Origin of the sequence: Peribacillus sp. NPDC096448 (genome assembly GCF_044762675.1) — a bacterium.
GTDB lineage: Bacteria > Bacillota > Bacilli > Bacillales > DSM-1321 > Peribacillus > Peribacillus frigoritolerans_B.
Window position 1 is genome coordinate 144,813 of the sequence record NZ_JBIWEU010000002.1, and the last position, 15,283, is coordinate 160,095.

The window sequence follows — 15,283 nt, forward strand, 5'->3', positions numbered from 1 at the left end:
TTCACACAAACAGCAGTTTACGATCTTGTATGTTTTAAACTGTGCATCATTTAAATTGTATCTTATTTCTTAGGAAAATTAAAGGCAGATTAGCAAAAACAAACGTTTATAAGCAAAAATTACACAAGGATTTAATTTTGTTTATAAATTGTCACCAATAATGTAGTTGTTTTTCTTGTTGACGAAAAAATACGGGCACAAAGACTCATTACGCAGCAACATTATAATTGGTAATATAGGTAACTGTAACTAACGGAACAGGAGGGTCATATAATGAGCGATTCAGTAGGCTTTTGGAAACGTTTATTTGCAGGAGTTTTGGATGGCATAATAGTATCTTTACCATTAGCGATAATTTTCGGGTTGATTACCGGTGAGTGGGAAAATGAAAACTTTTCAACGTTCTTCGACTTTCTTTACATGCTGATTGTCCCTATATTATGGTATGGCTATACAGTTGGTAAAAGGATTATGGGAATACGCATAGTAAGGATGGACGGCAAAAAATTAGGCATAGGCACTATGCTATTGAGGTATTTAGTTGCTGCATTGGTTTATGCCATTACATTAGGGATAGGGTTTATTGTTAGTGCATTCATGGTCGGCATAAGGAAAGACCATAGAGCGATACATGATTTCATAGCAGGTACATACGTGACATCAAATAAACCATGAATAATGGATAAGCAGCTTAATGGCTGCTTTTTTTATTCGAAATTACAGATTCAAACCGAGAAGATTTTTTTAATATGAAGGGAATTTAGCTGACTACTTTATTGGCGCATAAATGAAATCTTAAGGGATAAATATTACATTGGAAACCACGATAGAATATCTATTCCATCTATACAGTGGCAATTAGGATCCAAAAAAGCACTTAACCTTTATGGTCAAGTGCTTTTGTTATTCAAAACCTCTTTATTTTGATTAATGATTATTTTATTTTTTAAAATCATTTCTTTATTATTAAGTCCAACATTGGGTTCTTTGGTATTATTCACTTTTTCCAGCAGTGACACTACAGATATTTCCAGTAATTCAGAAACAGGCATATTCGTTTTGAATGATAAAATTTCTAGTTCATGGATTAATTTAGGGGATAGCATTGGTTGTCTTTCATTTATTTCCATGACAGAACCCACTTTCTTAAAAAAGTTATGTAATAGTAATTTAAGTATATAATGTGAGTTTCCAATAAAATATTAAATTAGCGTTATTTATGTTAAGAGTTGATGACAAGTGCAGAAGAAAGGCATAACCAGGCATTTTGAATGTTCCTGCATAACAATCTGGAATATATAGTGTATTCTTCGAATTATATGAAATATCAGGTAATGTAAATTGCAACTATATAATTCTATGTCTCCAAATTTGTCAACCATTGGCTTTTCTGATAGTATGAATGTCCATTTCGTCCTAGCATCGGCACCTTAATAAGTTTGATAAATACACAAGAAAGGGGAAGTGATTTTATTGGGGAATCACCCTGACTTTGAACAGGAACGAGAGCGGCTGGATTTTACGAAACGTTATATCGATGTAGTCATCAAAACATCAGAAACAAGCAAAGATCAATTTCAGCGGAATATGCAAGAAGCATTTGGTGATGCCGATTGGTCTGAATCAGCCTTATATTCACAGTTGCTGACGACGGCAAACTTTTTTGAGATGTCCAAAACCGAACTTGAAAGTTTACGCAAAGCAAGTAAAAAACCCTACTTTGCAAGAGTGGATTTTGTAAGGAATGACGGTGATAGAGGTGAAGTCCTTTATTTCGGAAAAACATCGCTCTATCAGAGGGAAAGCCAGGAACAGATCATCGTCGATTGGCGTTCACCGATTGCAAATCTGTATTATGAGGGACGGATTGGTGAAATAGAATATGAAGCGGAAGGGGAGACGTTCAGCGGGAACATCACTTTAAAAAGACAGCTAATGATAGAAGAAGGGGTTTTGGAGGAGATAAGGGACATTGATTTGACAACAACGGATGAACTGTTACAGGAGTCCCTTTCCAAAAGTTCCAGCAATCGATTGACAGATATCATTACCACGATCCAGGAAGAACAGAATAAAATCATTCGGGCAGATTTGAATAAACCTATCATTGTCCAGGGTGCAGCGGGCAGTGGTAAAACCACAATCGCTTTACATAGGATCTCTTATTTCATTTATCACTATAAAGATTTGTTCGATCCGCGACAATTAATGATTCTTGCTCCGAGCCGGGTATTCATTGATTACATATCTGAAGCTTTACCTGAATTGGGTGTCGAAAAGGTAAAACAATTCACGTTTTCCGAATATGTTCAGGCAGCGATAGGAAAGCAAGTGAAGCTTGTAGCGGATGATAAATTAACGCGATTGCTGGAAAAGGATGATGAAGAAATTAATTCAGCCGTCTGGATATCAGGTCTGAAGGGATCCCCTGCCTTTAAATATATATTGGACGAATATGTAAAGGATATTTTCAGGGGGTTTCATCCGGATGCTGATTTTTATTGTGATAAATATCGCCTCTATTCCGCTAAGAAGTTCATTAGATTATTGGAAGAGGATTATTGGTATTTACCGTTATACAGCAGGCTGGACAAACTGAAGGCCATTTTACAAAATGAAGTGAAATTAAAAAAGAAAATAATGCTTGAACGTGTTGTTGATCTTTATGATGCCAAAATCGAGAAGGCGCTCTATAAGAATATCGATCCAGTCATTCGCAAGGAATTTGTTACAAAATGCCTCGATAAAAAAGAGGAAAGGATAGGACAGATCCAAAAGGCGATCCGTTCTTCGGTAAAAGGGTATTTTAAGCAATTCAAAAGTAAAGATCTCCTAGAGTACTATCAGGAATTATACCAAGATCCGGGGCGTCTCGCCTCTTACAGCAACGGTAAGCTTACTGTTGAAGATGCCAATGTTTTATGTGAGTACAATCATAAATTATTTTCTGCTAATAGTTATGAGATGGAGGACTTAGGAGCATTATTATATCTACAGGAGCGGCTTTTTGGTGTCGATAAAGAAAACAAAGCAAAAAATGTCGTCATTGATGAGGCACAGGATTATAGCTTCATGCAGTTACAGGCCCTAAAGACGGCAGTGGATACCGATATGTTCACACTTGTAGGCGATCTTGCACAAGGCATCCATTCATACCGCGGACTTCAAACATGGGAAGAGGTTCACAGTCGTATTTTCCCTCGGGCGACGTATACTGAATTACAAAAAAGCTACAGAACAACTGTTGAAATTATGAAACAAGCTAATGAAATACTTCAGTTGTTAACATACGATTTCCCGGAAGTTGAACCTGTAGTCCGTCATGGCAAGGATCCAGAATTCATTTCCATTGAAAAGGAAGGGTGGGAAGAAGAACTGATCGAACTTGTCGCAAGCCTTAAAGGAGAAGGTTTTAAAACGTTTGCCGTTATTGCCAAAACGATGAAAGATTGCAAACTGGCTAACGAGAAACTAAGTGGTTTCCACCAAGGCTTTCATTTAATAGATGAAGCGGGAAACATCCCTAAAGATAAAACGTTGATTGTTCCTTCCTATCAAGCCAAAGGTCTCGAATTCGATGTCGTATTTGCAATATCCCTCGAAGAAGCGTATTGCCATGGAAATGAACTTGATATCAAATTGCTGTACGTAACAATGACAAGGCCATTGCACAGGCTTTATTTTTTAGGTAAAGATAAAAATGCTTTCCTTCGTGAGACATGAAAGGGGTAGGGTGGAATGTAACCACCCTCCTCGTGAAATGCTCACAGATGCAAAAGGATATCTCGAATATCTTCCCATCCGAAACCGACTTCGATAAGCTCTATGCCTGCCATTTTAACGGTTTTTTCAGCTATCACTTGACCGCCAAGGGCTTTGTAAAAACCGCATGAAGGATTATCCTTTAGTGCCCAAATTATTAAATTCTTATGTTCCAATTTCATAAGCTCATGTATGACCGTTTTTATCATTTTTCGGCCTAGTCCCTGTCGTTGATATTCTTGTAAAAAATAAATGGCATATACTTCACCTTGAAAATGAGGATCATTCGTTTGTTCTGGTCCCCCTGCAGCGAAACCGATGATTTCCCCATTGGCGTTTTCCGCCACAAAGGTGGAATTATGCAGCATCTTTAAATTTCTTAGCCAGTTTTTCTTTTTGGCTTCCAGATTCAAGGAAGACAAATATTGATCCGGGAGGATTCCTTTATAAGTTGTTTTCCAGCTTTTTATATGTACAATTGCTATTCCATCTACATCTTCTTCCATGGCTTTCCTTATCTTCATAAAAAACACCTTCTGATTTTCATATTTTCCCCTAGAATATCATGGAAAAAGTGAATAAGCATTTTATTTATGTTTATAACTGCATGAGAAAGGTTAAGAAATAAAAGAGTGATCAACCAGATGAAGGGAAGGATGAGAAAGATGAAATTGAAAGTTGGTTTTTATTTTCCGGGCGGCAAAGAACTAGAGCATGAAGTTGAAGGCGATGACTCAACTCAAATAATTTCAAATATTCAAAAGCACCGTTATTATAATTTAGTTAAAGGCGATTGCCATTATGTCGTAGATACGGAAAAAGCGGCATATTTTTCTGTAACGGAAATATTGGATTGAGAATGAACCGCATTGGACTTTTAATCCATTGCGGTTTATTCTTTTTGTTGTAAGGAAACCGGAAAAGGAGTATCGTCAATGAAAATCAATTTTACCAAGAAACAGTATGAAACATTATTCAAAATGGTTCAGTACGGATATTGGGTTGCTTCCGAAACTGAAGATAATAAAGAATTCAGTGAGATGGAACAGTATCTCAATTCCTTTGCCAAAGATTTCGGCATGGATGGAGTACAGTTTGTGAAGGAGTACGAAATTTATGATCTGAGCAGGGAATTGGAGGATCAACTTCATACAGTCATAAATGAGTATGAAGATGGAGTGTTCAGGGATAAGCTTGCCTACCATTTGGCTAGAATAGAGTTCTCCGAGGAGTCGGAAAACCATGAATGCAATCAGGGGGAAGCGTTTAAACGTATCATGGAACTCGAGGAAAAATACCATCTTCATATTGAAGAACACGGGATTGGGAAATTGAAAATAGAAGAATAAAAAAGAGAGGACATGAATTTGTCCTCTCTTCAGTTTAAAGACTTTGTCCTCTCTTTTCTCATTCCCAGAAGTCATGATTTCCAGGTTCATCACATATGCCATATTACGGATCGGTTTTATGCACCAGGATTTTAGCCTAATTTTTCAACTGAGTATTGGTAAAATGCAATTAAGTCATTTTGTGACGCAAAACCTGCTTGTGCAGTCCGTTCGTTCCCTCCGCCTTTTCCATTATAGGAGCCCAGTTCCGCTTTGAAATATTGTCCGCAATGAAAGGGGTTGTCCCCGCTGTGCGAGAGTATGACCTTTTGCTCCTTACGCGATGCTAATAATACGGTAACCTTTTCTTTTTTTACAATCGTACCTGCAAGGTAAAGCATTTCTTTCATTGAGCTATCTTCGAAAATATGAGAGATGAATCCCCCTCCATTTTTTGCAAGCAAGGAGTCAGCAAGAAAATTTGCATTTTCAAGTTTTAAGTTTTCATTTGCCGATAGCAGCTGCTTATAGTCATTTTCAAGTTTCTCCACCCTATTCAGGATCTCTGTACGTCCGGTATTGAATTTATTCGATAATGCGGAAAGGATATCTAGACTTTCGGAATAATCGTTCAATGCCCTGAAGCCGCACTTAAAGTAGAGACGGGTAAGTTCTTTCTGCTTCTCCGTTTTAAAAATTTTAATTAAACCAATCTCACCGGTACGACCTACATGGGTTCCGCCGCAAGGGTTATATTCAATTCCTGCTATCTCAACAATACGGATATTCTCAGACACTTTAGGCATTTTGACGACAGGAAGTGTCTGTAATTCCTCGTTTGTCACGTAATAGATAAGTATTTCGCGATTCTCGATGATATATTGATTAACTAGCTTTTCAGCAGCAGCCGTATGTACTTCAGTCCATTGAAATCCTGACATTATATCGATCGTTAAATATTCCTTTCCAAGGTGAAAGCTTACCGTATTAGAGTCAAATAGTTCCCTGCAGACAGCAGAGAGTAGATGCTGGCCGCTATGCTGTTGCATATGATCGAAGCGGCGGGACCAATCAAGTTCACAGTGGACGATTTCTGAATCTGGCCGTCTCTCCATCTTATGAAGAAGCTTTCCTTCATTGTCTTTTATAACGTCAAGAACGGAGATTCCTTCTATTTTACCAGTATCTGCTGGCTGACCGCCCCCTTCGGGATAAAAAGCGGTTTCTTCAAGAGTGATATAGTAAAAGCCATTTTCTACAATGGTCTCCCGAATTTCAGTATCCCATTGGGAAGTCTCGGTGGACGTGTAATATAATTTTTTTGTCATGAATGATTTATTTTTCCTTTCAGTTGATCATTAAATTATATCATCGAAATACCAGACTTTAAAATCGCGGTTTAGAAGATAAGTCAGGTAAATAAGTAAACTTTATGATAAATTCTCCTCATCATTCGGAATTTCGGAAAATGGCGTATGGCAATTCCGGAATAATATCCACAGCGATTTGAATCATCGTCTTCCTGAAGTGAAGAAACCCTTCACAATAAATAGAGAACAAGGTGTGGCTGAGAAAGGGTACCACGAAAATAAGAATTACAGTTATGATTTATATCTTCCCGTTATATCCACGTATAAAGAAGTGGATGCCAACATGGTTTCCAACAGGAATGGAACCCGGTTTACCGATCAGGGAGCGGAAGAATGCGAAACGTGGCAAAGCAAATTTCAACGTCGCTTGACAAGATCAAGCTTTACGAACAGGCGGAAGAGAATAGGAGGCTGAATCAGGGCATCCTGAATACGATTCAGGAAATCATCCAATTGATTGATCAGGAAAGAAAAGTCATTCAGGTCAATCAGCCATTTTGCGATATTTTTTAAACAGGTTCTTTCCTGAGCAAATAATTGACTTGCCATGGGAAACATGGAGTGCTGAAATGGTTGGTCAAATGGAGGTGGAGATGGACGGCTGGACGATCCTGAGGGAATTAAAAGAATCCGCTGACTTGAATGAGATTCCCGTTTTTGCATTGACCGCACTTGACGAAAGGGAGAAGGGGATTTCCTTTTGAGCTAACGATTATTTAGTTAAACCGTATAAACCGAGCCAATTATCCAAAGTGATCATGCATATCTTATTAAGTAACGGTAAACAAGGGCATATTCTGGTTCCGCAGGCATTCCATGAAGAAAACAATGGTTAAAAAATAAAAAAACATTATAGGTATACAGAACAACAAAAAAATGATAAATTCAAATATGTTGGAAATATAAATAATTGGGTACAATTGTAGGTAAAGGTAAGTTACAGGAGGATTTTTATACATGCAAAAAATTCAGGCCGGCATGGCTGTAGAGTTAGAAGTGGAACGTAAGGCTGATTTCGGATGGTTTTTAACGGATGGTTCAGAAGATGTCTTACTTCATCATAATGAAATGAATGAAGGAACGGAACTTGAGATTGGCGATGAAGTAACTGTGTTCATCTACCATGACAAACAAGCAAGGCTAACAGCGACAATGAAGATACCCGAAATTCAGATTGATCAGTATGGCTGGGCGGAAGTTGTCAATGTGAAAAGGAAGCTTGGTGTTTTTGTGGACATCGGTCTTTCCAAAGATATTCTTGTATCCCTGGACGACCTTCCGAATATAGATCGATTATGGCCCGAGGTTGGCGATCGTCTATATGTATCCCTGAAGACAGATCGTCATGATCGCCTGTTTGGTAAACTTGCAACGGAAGATGTCATTCAGGAGATTGCAGTGACAGCCCCTTTAAAAGGAGTCCGTAACACCAGTATTAAGGGAAATGTCTATCGATTGCTTATGGTTGGATCTTTCTTTATTTCACAGGAAGGGTACCGCTGTTTCATTCACGAAAGTGAACGCAAGGATGAGCCCCGTCTTGGTGAATTGGTTGAAGGGCGCGTCATTGATAGTAAAGAAGATGGAACGCTTAACGTTTCTTTAATCCCCTTTAAACAAGATTTAATGGAGGAAGATGCTGATGTCATTTTCAATTATTTAATGAATCGCGGCGGTGCAATGCCTTATGGTGACAAAACGCCACCTGATGATATCAAGTTTCACTTCGGTTTAAGCAAGGGAGCGTTCAAGCGTGCTCTAGGCAAACTGATGAAAGAAGAAAAGATTTATCAGGAAGATGGCTGGACTTATTCTTCAGACCGTAAATGAAAAAAGGCAGTGGATATTCTCCGCTGCCTTTTTATTTCATTAAAAAAACTTCTTTTTACCTTTTTCTTCTTTTAAAATCTCCACAGCTTCCCTGAACCTCATCGAATGGACAATTTCCCTCTCGCGCAAAAACCTGAGTGAATCATTGATATCAGGATCATCCGAGATATCAATCAACCATTGGTAGGTTGCTCTGGCCTTCTCTTCAGCGGCGATATCTTCATATAAATCTGCAATCGGATCTCCTTTGGCTTGGATATAAGTGGCGGTCCATGGATTCCCCGCTGCGTCATGATAATAAAGGGCATGATCATGATTAACATAATGGTCCCCTAGCCCGGCAGCAGCCATCTGCTGAGGTGTGGCATCTTTTGTAAGCTTATAAATCATCGTTGCGATCATTTCGAGATGGGCAAATTCTTCCGTTCCGATATCCGTCAGCAGGCCAATCACTTTATCCGGAATTGAATATCGTTGATTTAAGTAACGAAGTGCTGCAGCCAACTCACCATCAGCACCACCGTATTGTTCTATTAAATATTTAGCCAATCGAGGATTACAGTCTCTTACTTTAACTGGATATTGCAGCTTCTTTTCATAAACCCACATAGCTCATCTCTCCTTATACCTGCCATGGCCAAGGGCCTTGGCCCCATTCCCATTTATTTTCACCGCCTAGACTGTTTCCAAATCCCAATAATGGACCATATTTAGGCTCAAAAACCGATTTCAGTTGTTTGGAGTATTCATGAAATTGATTGAATTGCTGTAAAGCCTGCTGGTCGTTAGGATGTGTATCCAAATAAAGAGTCAACTCGACAAGTACGAAATCGGCAGCCTGTATTTGTTCAAGCAACTGATAATATTCATCATCCAGTTTCTTATTCATTTACGTCTCCCTTTCCCGATATGGATTATCATAAAAATCATAAAAGAATTTCCAAAGTGTACCGTATTTCAAAGCTTCTTCCGGTGTGAACTGCTCCATATTAGGCGGTTGAAAATTAATATACAAATTAGGAGGTGTCCTGTAAAACTTTCTCCCAATCGGCGGACATGGATCGAATTTACTATGGAAAGGTTTATATGACTTAACTAAGGTAAAAGTTTTTTCGCGAGTCACAAAAAATACCTCCTTTGTAAAGATATAGCCTTTAATTTTTATGCCTGGGTAATGCATAATATGACTTCTCTGGCCTGGAAAGGAAATTATCTGGAAAATGGTGTTTCTTCAGAATATTATAAAATCTTGTTATAGTCCCGTTATCTTACTGTGATGTTTGTCATCTATTCTTTATCTGTTTGTTCTTTGTATAGAAAAAAACTATGTTAATATTTAACTCGTAGCTTATAAAGCAGCTCACAAGGAGGTAACAACATATGAAAAAATCAATCTTATCGTTAGCGGCAGCCGCTGCTATATCCGGTGCATTTACAATTCCGGTACAAGCAGAAGATGTCAAAGTGAAAGATGGAGACACATTATGGGGGATATCTCAAACATATAAAGTATCAGTAGAAGATATTAAGTCTTGGAACGATTTGTCTTCAGACGCGATTTATGCCGGAGAAACCATACATATTTCTCAAGAGGAGCATTATGAAGTAAAGTCAGGGGACACATTATCGGATATTGGAGACAAATATGATGTAGCGGTAAATGATATTAAATCTTGGAACGGTTTAAATTCAGATATAATCCATCCTGGTCAAGAACTGGTCATTAAACCGGCAGCTAACAAAGTCGAAGCTGCAAGTGTAGAGCCTGCACAGAAATCTGGGCAAGCTGCACCCGTACAACAATCGGAACAAGCAGAAGAATCCAAGCCAGTCGAACAATCCAAGCCAGCAGAACAAACAAAGCAGGTTGAACAATCGGAACCAGCAGACACAAACAATGAATCCCAAGATCAAGCAGAGTCTGGAAAAGAGATCACTGTCAGTGCAACCGCCTATACGGCTGATTGTCATGGCTGCAGCGGTACAACAGCTACAGGAGTGGACTTGAAAGCTAATCCTGATGCAAAAGTGATTGCCGTGGACCCTTCAGTCATTCCACTAGGATCAAAGGTTTATGTTGAAGGTTATGGCTACGCGACGGCAGCCGATACAGGCAGTGCCATCAAAGGGAATAGAGTGGACATATTTGTTCCAAACGAACAGGATGCCGTGAATTGGGGCGTTAAAAACGTTAAAGTGCAAATCCTGAATTAATTTAACCATGCAAAACATGTTAATATATTGAAAAAGCAGACATAATGTGTCTGCTTTTTTTGTCCTTTAGGTTGATGGGAAAAGCAGGTACAATGGAAGAAATAGATCATAATAAATAGGGGGAGTAGTAAATTGATGGAAAAAGCACGTTCTTATTTACAAGAATACTTTGGTTATGAGTCATTCCGAAAAGGTCAGGAACAGATTATCGAACAGGTGCTGGGAGGAATAAACACAGCGGGCATCATGCCTACCGGCGGAGGTAAATCAATATGTTACCAAATTCCAGCCCTTCTGTTACCAGGTGTAACACTCGTTATTTCCCCGCTTATTTCCTTGATGAAAGACCAAGTAGATGCCCTCGAACAAAATGGAATTGATGCCACGTTTCTTAATAGCTCCATTTCTGGGTTAGAATCATCCAATAGAATGAACGATATTAAGCACGGTAGATATAAGCTGGTTTATGTGGCACCTGAACGTTTGGAGAATCCTGCATTTCAACAGGATCTATTTAATGTGGAAATTTCATTGGTTGCCATTGATGAGGCCCACTGTATATCTCAATGGGGTCATGACTTCAGGCCAAGCTACTTAAAAATCAAAACCTTATTGAAAAACATGCCTTCTGCTCCGACTGTACTGGCATTAACGGCAACAGCCACACCGCATGTGACCGATGATATATGTCAGTCGCTCGGAATATCTGTACACCATACAGTATCCACGGGGTTTTCCAGAGATAACCTGTTCTTTTCCGTTGTGAAAGAAGAAAATCGCGGACGGTTTTTAATGCGCTATTTGGAGAAAAACAAAAATGAATCGGGTATCATATATGCAGCCACCAGGAAAGAAGTCGATTCCTTGTATGCCAAGCTTATTAAAGCCGGATTCAAAACAGGTCGATACCATGCTGGCATGAATGAACAAGAACGGTCGGAACAGCAAGACCAATTCATTCGGGATGACGTTCCCTTGATGGTAGCGACATCTGCCTTCGGGATGGGAATCGATAAGTCGAATGTTAGATACGTCATCCATTACCAAACTCCAAAGAACATGGAGAGTTATTATCAGGAAGCGGGCCGTGCAGGCAGGGATGGATTGGATAGTGAATGTATCCTCTTATATTCCCCTCAGGATATGCAGATACAGCGATTCTTGATTGATCAATCAAATCCCTCGCAGGAGTGGCAATCCCAGGAATTGAAGAAATTGAACAGAATGAAGGATTATTGTTTTACTGAAGGATGTTTACAAGCCTTCATTCTTAGATACTTTGGAGAAGAAAACCCCGAAGATTGCGGTCATTGCGAAAATTGTACAGATAAGCGTGACTCTGTTGAAGTAACCACACAGGCACAGATGGTCCTTTCATGCATGTTGCGAATGGGGGAGCGATTCGGTAAAACGATGATTTCCCAAGTGCTTACGGGATCACGCAATAAAAAAATTGAAGAGTTCGGATTCCAGAAGCTTTCAACCTATGGCATCATCAATGATCAATCTGCGAAGGATGTAGGTGATTTCATTGATTTCCTGACAGCAAAACAGTATATAGAAATGACAGGCGGCCAGTTTCCGGTACTCAAGGTTACCAATGCTGGCAGGGAAGTGCTATTGGGACAGAAAAAAGTCCTGCGTAAGGAAATAAAAAAAGTAAGCAGCATCAGCGCGGATCATGGGTTGTTCGAAGAACTGAGACAGTTAAGAAAAGAATTGGCAAGCAAGGAAAATGTACCTCCATTCATTATTTTTTCCGATGCATCTTTGAAGGATATGGCTGTCAAACTGCCGAAGACGGAAGAGGAATTCCTGGAAGTCAAAGGGGTAGGCATGCAGAAATTCGAACGCTTCGGAAATTTATTCTTACAAGGTATTTCCAAGTATGTACAGGCACATCCTGAATTAGAAACGAATACTATGGTTACAAAGGAAACGGTAAAGCGAACAACTAAACCATCTCACTTAGAAAGCTATCGCTTATATCAGGAAGGCAAATCAATCAAGGAAATAGGGGGATTGAGAGGGCTGTCTTCCATTTCAATTGAAAATCATTTATTAAAGTGTGCAGAAGAACACTTGGATATTAAATGGGATGAGATTTTCTTGGATAAAGAGTTTGATCTTGTTTTGGAAACTGCGAAACAATTGGGTTCTGAAAAATTGAAACCACTTAAAGAAGCTCTGCCAGAGCATATTTCCTATTTTATGATTAAAGCGATCTTGGTTAAAGCAGGGCTGGAAAACGAAACGCGTTAAGGTTTTTTGGATAATTTCATCATTGAATAAATAAGAATTTGGTTTAATGCGTATACTAGGAATGATAAAAAGGTGAAATTTCGCTCCTTTAATCAGAGTCTTTATAAAAAAGAGGAGGTTGCTCATGTATTTTGGTAAAAAGAATTCAGAGGAACCAGAAATAGTTATGGAAGATACGATAGTATATGCGTGCGGAGCAGCAGATTGTAATGGTTGGATGAGAAAAGATTTTGCCTCGGAAAACTATGATTGTCCAATGTGTGGAAGTCAATTGGTTGAAGAAATCAGGGAGCTTCCAAAAATCGAAAATGAGTATAACGCGTTTAAATAAAAGAGGTGAATCATAGCCTCTTTATTTTCATTTTAAGAAGGAAGTATGGCGGAGTGTTTTCATCCTGGATTAATGCTTTACATATAAAGATATGTATGGTATCATTGAATTTCAGTGTTATGAAAAGAATGCACTGGAGGGTAATTTCAAGTAACATTTTTATTAATGAAATAATTTTTCATCATTTTCATGATGAAGTAGAAACAAGTTAAACACATCTAGAAAAAAGAAATACATGTTATCATCAAGTATTTTCCTCGATCCATTTCTGTTCTTCATTAACTTACTTCTATGTACCATTTGTCTTTTGGAATTTAATCTACCCAATTGGAATTACGGACGGTTTTAATTAATAAACATGTACTTACAAGCTTTTATCTGATTCTCGCAGGCACGGTCTAGGAACCGTATGGATGGGAGAGAGGCAGGGCTTTCATTGTTTTAGGTTTTGGCATTAAAAATTACTCTCATGCTCGCTTCACTTTGAAATTCATCGAACGAGCAGGAAGAACCATATGGAATGGATTCTTAAACAGCGCAGTCTCAATTATCTTGAAGGGTAAGTCAGGGACTGTGTTTCATTTTGGGGAATACTTTCTTTTTTAGAATCTTTCCTCAAATATATAAAGCATATATATGATATAATGGGTACTGAGATATGAAAAATTCATGCCGTAATCTCAAGTTCTTACCATTCAAAAGGTTTGGTTGAAAGAACAATAATCATACTTAGATTTGCGAATGGTTATTTACTCACAATTTAGATTAAACGCCATCTATTCTTCTTTTATCTTTATGGCTTGTGATCTGTTATGCAGGACGGAGTCAATTCAATTCTAAGGAGTGAGATATATGTATAGAAGAAATAATACGGAAGAAATCATTCCTGAAGAAACAAAGGTGTGGGAATGTACATCAGAAGATTGCAAAGGTTGGATTCGCGACAACTTTACAAGTAATGATGAACACGTTTGTCCGTTATGTAGCAGCGAGATGAAACCCGGCACCAGAATGCTTCAAGCAATTAACAATCCAAGAAACTATTAAGGCTATAAAAAAAGCTGAAGGGGATTCCCTTCAGCTTTTTTTATCTTTCTGCCAATTGGATGAAGCAAAAAGCAGATGGATGATTAGTGGATATCTTTTTTCTTGAATCGACCGCCTCGAACTTCCGCGATATCCCCAACGGCAAGAAATGCAGATGGATCGAAGCTTTTGACTATCTCTTTAAGTTTAGCTTCCTCAAGCCTGTTTATTACACAAAAGATTACTTTTTTATCATCACCAGAATAAGCACCTTCGCCAGCTAAAAAGGTTACGCCCCGTCCAAGGCGATTCATTATGGCATCACCGATATCATTAAATTCATCACTGATAATCCAGACAAATTTGGATTCGTCCAAACCTGCGATGACGATATCCATCGTTTTATATGCCACGAAGTAAGCTATGATCGAATACATGGCACGATCCCAAGAGAATACGAAGCCCGCACTGCCAAGGATGAATAAATTGAAAAACATGACAATCTCCCCAACGGAAAAAGGGAGCTTCTTACTAGCGAGTATAGCAAGTATTTCTGTACCATCCAATGAGCCGCCATATCGAATGACCATTCCAACACCAATGCCAAGAATCATTCCGCCGAAAGCGGACGCTAGGAGGATATCTTGAGTGAAAGCTGGTACATGATGAAGCAATGTAGTGGTAATGGAAAGGACTAAAATTCCATAAAGGGTAGATAATGCGAAGGTTTTGCCGATTTGTTTATAACCGATAAAAAAGAAAGGAAGATTCAAAGTGAATAGAAAGATTCCAAGCTTCCATCCAGTGATGTAAGATAACATAATCGATATACCCGTTATGCCCCCGTCGATTACGTTATTCGGCACTAAAAAAATCTCGAGTCCGACAGCCATCAAAACCGCACCGATTGTAATTAATAGGCCCCTCTGTAAAATTTGCCTCAGTGTTAATTTTTTATGCTGGGTCTTCTTTTGCATAATTTCTGTTGTACTTGCACCTGCCAGGTCTGACATAATCATGCCCCCCACTCCTTCTCTCTATATAGGTTCTATTTAATTATAAACCTATAGGTATAATTAAATAAAGGAATTAACATTCTTGATTAATATATTAGTCAAGAATTATTGGTATTATTGATAATGTCCTGTAAGATGAAGCAG

Annotated in this window: 18 protein-coding genes; 11 read left to right on the forward strand and 7 right to left on the reverse strand. The window is 38.6% G+C overall.

The window, feature by feature from the left end; translation table 11 throughout:
• The first annotated feature begins 273 nt into the window (after nt 1-273).
• Nucleotides 274-675 (forward strand): RDD family protein, encoded by a 402-nt coding sequence (locus ACIQ0C_RS04585; RefSeq protein WP_403057402.1) that lies wholly within the window; start codon nt 274-276, stop codon nt 673-675.
• Between the two features lie 215 nt (nt 676-890).
• Here ACIQ0C_RS04585 and ACIQ0C_RS04590 read toward each other — a convergent pair whose 3' ends face one another.
• Complete coding sequence (locus tag ACIQ0C_RS04590; RefSeq protein ID WP_403057404.1) at nt 891-1,130, reverse strand: hypothetical protein; 240 nt, start codon at nt 1,128-1,130, stop codon at nt 891-893.
• Between the two features lie 334 nt (nt 1,131-1,464).
• On the opposite strand from ACIQ0C_RS04590, the gene ACIQ0C_RS04595 reads away from it, so the two are divergent.
• Nucleotides 1,465-3,723 carry a HelD family protein gene (locus ACIQ0C_RS04595; RefSeq protein ID WP_483878359.1) on the forward strand — a complete coding sequence of 753 codons (2,259 nt, stop codon included), beginning with the start codon at nt 1,465-1,467 and terminating at the stop codon, nt 3,721-3,723.
• A gap of 41 nt (nt 3,724-3,764) precedes the next feature.
• Here the strand turns inward: ACIQ0C_RS04595 and ACIQ0C_RS04600 are convergent, their stop codons facing one another.
• Nucleotides 3,765-4,286 (reverse strand): GNAT family N-acetyltransferase, encoded by a 522-nt coding sequence (locus tag ACIQ0C_RS04600; RefSeq protein WP_403057410.1) that lies wholly within the window; start codon nt 4,284-4,286, stop codon nt 3,765-3,767.
• A gap of 141 nt (nt 4,287-4,427) precedes the next feature.
• On the opposite strand from ACIQ0C_RS04600, the gene ACIQ0C_RS04605 reads away from it, so the two are divergent.
• Both ACIQ0C_RS04605 and ACIQ0C_RS04610 read left to right on the forward strand, forming a co-directional pair.
• Nucleotides 4,428-4,619, forward strand: a complete 192-nt coding sequence (locus ACIQ0C_RS04605) for a hypothetical protein (protein WP_403057413.1) — start codon at nt 4,428-4,430, stop codon at nt 4,617-4,619.
• A 78-nt stretch (nt 4,620-4,697) separates the two neighbouring features.
• On the forward strand, nt 4,698-5,111 hold the full coding sequence (locus ACIQ0C_RS04610) for a hypothetical protein (protein WP_403057416.1): 414 nt from the start codon (nt 4,698-4,700) through the stop codon (nt 5,109-5,111).
• A 131-nt stretch (nt 5,112-5,242) separates the two neighbouring features.
• Here the strand turns inward: ACIQ0C_RS04610 and ACIQ0C_RS04615 are convergent, their stop codons facing one another.
• A complete protein-coding gene (locus tag ACIQ0C_RS04615) occupies nt 5,243-6,418 on the reverse strand; it encodes an alanyl-tRNA editing protein (RefSeq protein WP_403057419.1) in 1,176 nt (391 codons plus the stop codon).
• A 375-nt stretch (nt 6,419-6,793) separates the two neighbouring features.
• On the opposite strand from ACIQ0C_RS04615, the gene ACIQ0C_RS04620 reads away from it, so the two are divergent.
• The 3 genes from ACIQ0C_RS04620 (at nt 6,794) to ACIQ0C_RS04630 (ending at nt 8,290) form a co-directional block, all read left to right on the forward strand.
• A complete protein-coding gene (locus ACIQ0C_RS04620) occupies nt 6,794-6,973 on the forward strand; it encodes a hypothetical protein (protein ID WP_403057422.1) in 180 nt (59 codons plus the stop codon).
• A 56-nt stretch (nt 6,974-7,029) separates the two neighbouring features.
• Nucleotides 7,030-7,164 carry a response regulator gene (locus ACIQ0C_RS04625; protein ID WP_403057425.1) on the forward strand — a complete coding sequence of 45 codons (135 nt, stop codon included), beginning with the start codon at nt 7,030-7,032 and terminating at the stop codon, nt 7,162-7,164.
• A gap of 253 nt (nt 7,165-7,417) precedes the next feature.
• Nucleotides 7,418-8,290 carry a CvfB family protein gene (locus ACIQ0C_RS04630; protein ID WP_402837631.1) on the forward strand — a complete coding sequence of 291 codons (873 nt, stop codon included), beginning with the start codon at nt 7,418-7,420 and terminating at the stop codon, nt 8,288-8,290.
• A 39-nt stretch (nt 8,291-8,329) separates the two neighbouring features.
• Here ACIQ0C_RS04630 and ACIQ0C_RS04635 read toward each other — a convergent pair whose 3' ends face one another.
• Genes ACIQ0C_RS04635 through ACIQ0C_RS04645 form a run of 3 tightly spaced genes read right to left on the reverse strand, consistent with a single transcriptional unit; the run spans nt 8,330 to nt 9,413 of the window.
• Nucleotides 8,330-8,899: a manganese catalase family protein gene (locus tag ACIQ0C_RS04635; protein WP_403057428.1), complete on the reverse strand. Its 570-nt coding sequence runs from the start codon at nt 8,897-8,899 to the stop codon at nt 8,330-8,332.
• 13 nt (nt 8,900-8,912) lie between these two features.
• Complete coding sequence (locus tag ACIQ0C_RS04640) at nt 8,913-9,179, reverse strand: spore coat protein CotJB (RefSeq protein WP_403057431.1); 267 nt, start codon at nt 9,177-9,179, stop codon at nt 8,913-8,915.
• Nucleotides 9,180-9,413 carry a spore coat associated protein CotJA gene (locus ACIQ0C_RS04645; protein WP_402837627.1) on the reverse strand — a complete coding sequence of 78 codons (234 nt, stop codon included), beginning with the start codon at nt 9,411-9,413 and terminating at the stop codon, nt 9,180-9,182.
• A gap of 257 nt (nt 9,414-9,670) precedes the next feature.
• On the opposite strand from ACIQ0C_RS04645, the gene ACIQ0C_RS04650 reads away from it, so the two are divergent.
• From ACIQ0C_RS04650 to ACIQ0C_RS04665, 4 genes are all read left to right on the forward strand, one after another.
• Nucleotides 9,671-10,504, forward strand: coding sequence for a 3D domain-containing protein (locus ACIQ0C_RS04650; RefSeq protein ID WP_402837625.1), 834 nt, complete (start codon nt 9,671-9,673; stop codon nt 10,502-10,504).
• Nucleotides 10,505-10,639: 135 nt separating this feature from the next.
• Nucleotides 10,640-12,766, forward strand: a complete 2,127-nt coding sequence (recQ, locus tag ACIQ0C_RS04655; protein ID WP_403058073.1) for a DNA helicase RecQ — start codon at nt 10,640-10,642, stop codon at nt 12,764-12,766.
• A 124-nt stretch (nt 12,767-12,890) separates the two neighbouring features.
• Nucleotides 12,891-13,097 carry a cold-inducible protein YdjO-related protein gene (locus ACIQ0C_RS04660; protein ID WP_377434133.1) on the forward strand — a complete coding sequence of 69 codons (207 nt, stop codon included), beginning with the start codon at nt 12,891-12,893 and terminating at the stop codon, nt 13,095-13,097.
• A gap of 852 nt (nt 13,098-13,949) precedes the next feature.
• Nucleotides 13,950-14,144 (forward strand): cold-shock protein, encoded by a 195-nt coding sequence (locus ACIQ0C_RS04665; protein ID WP_034307294.1) that lies wholly within the window; start codon nt 13,950-13,952, stop codon nt 14,142-14,144.
• 83 nt (nt 14,145-14,227) lie between these two features.
• Here ACIQ0C_RS04665 and ACIQ0C_RS04670 read toward each other — a convergent pair whose 3' ends face one another.
• A complete protein-coding gene (locus tag ACIQ0C_RS04670) occupies nt 14,228-15,142 on the reverse strand; it encodes a YitT family protein (RefSeq protein ID WP_402837622.1) in 915 nt (304 codons plus the stop codon).
• Between the last annotated feature and the right edge of the window lie 141 nt (nt 15,143-15,283).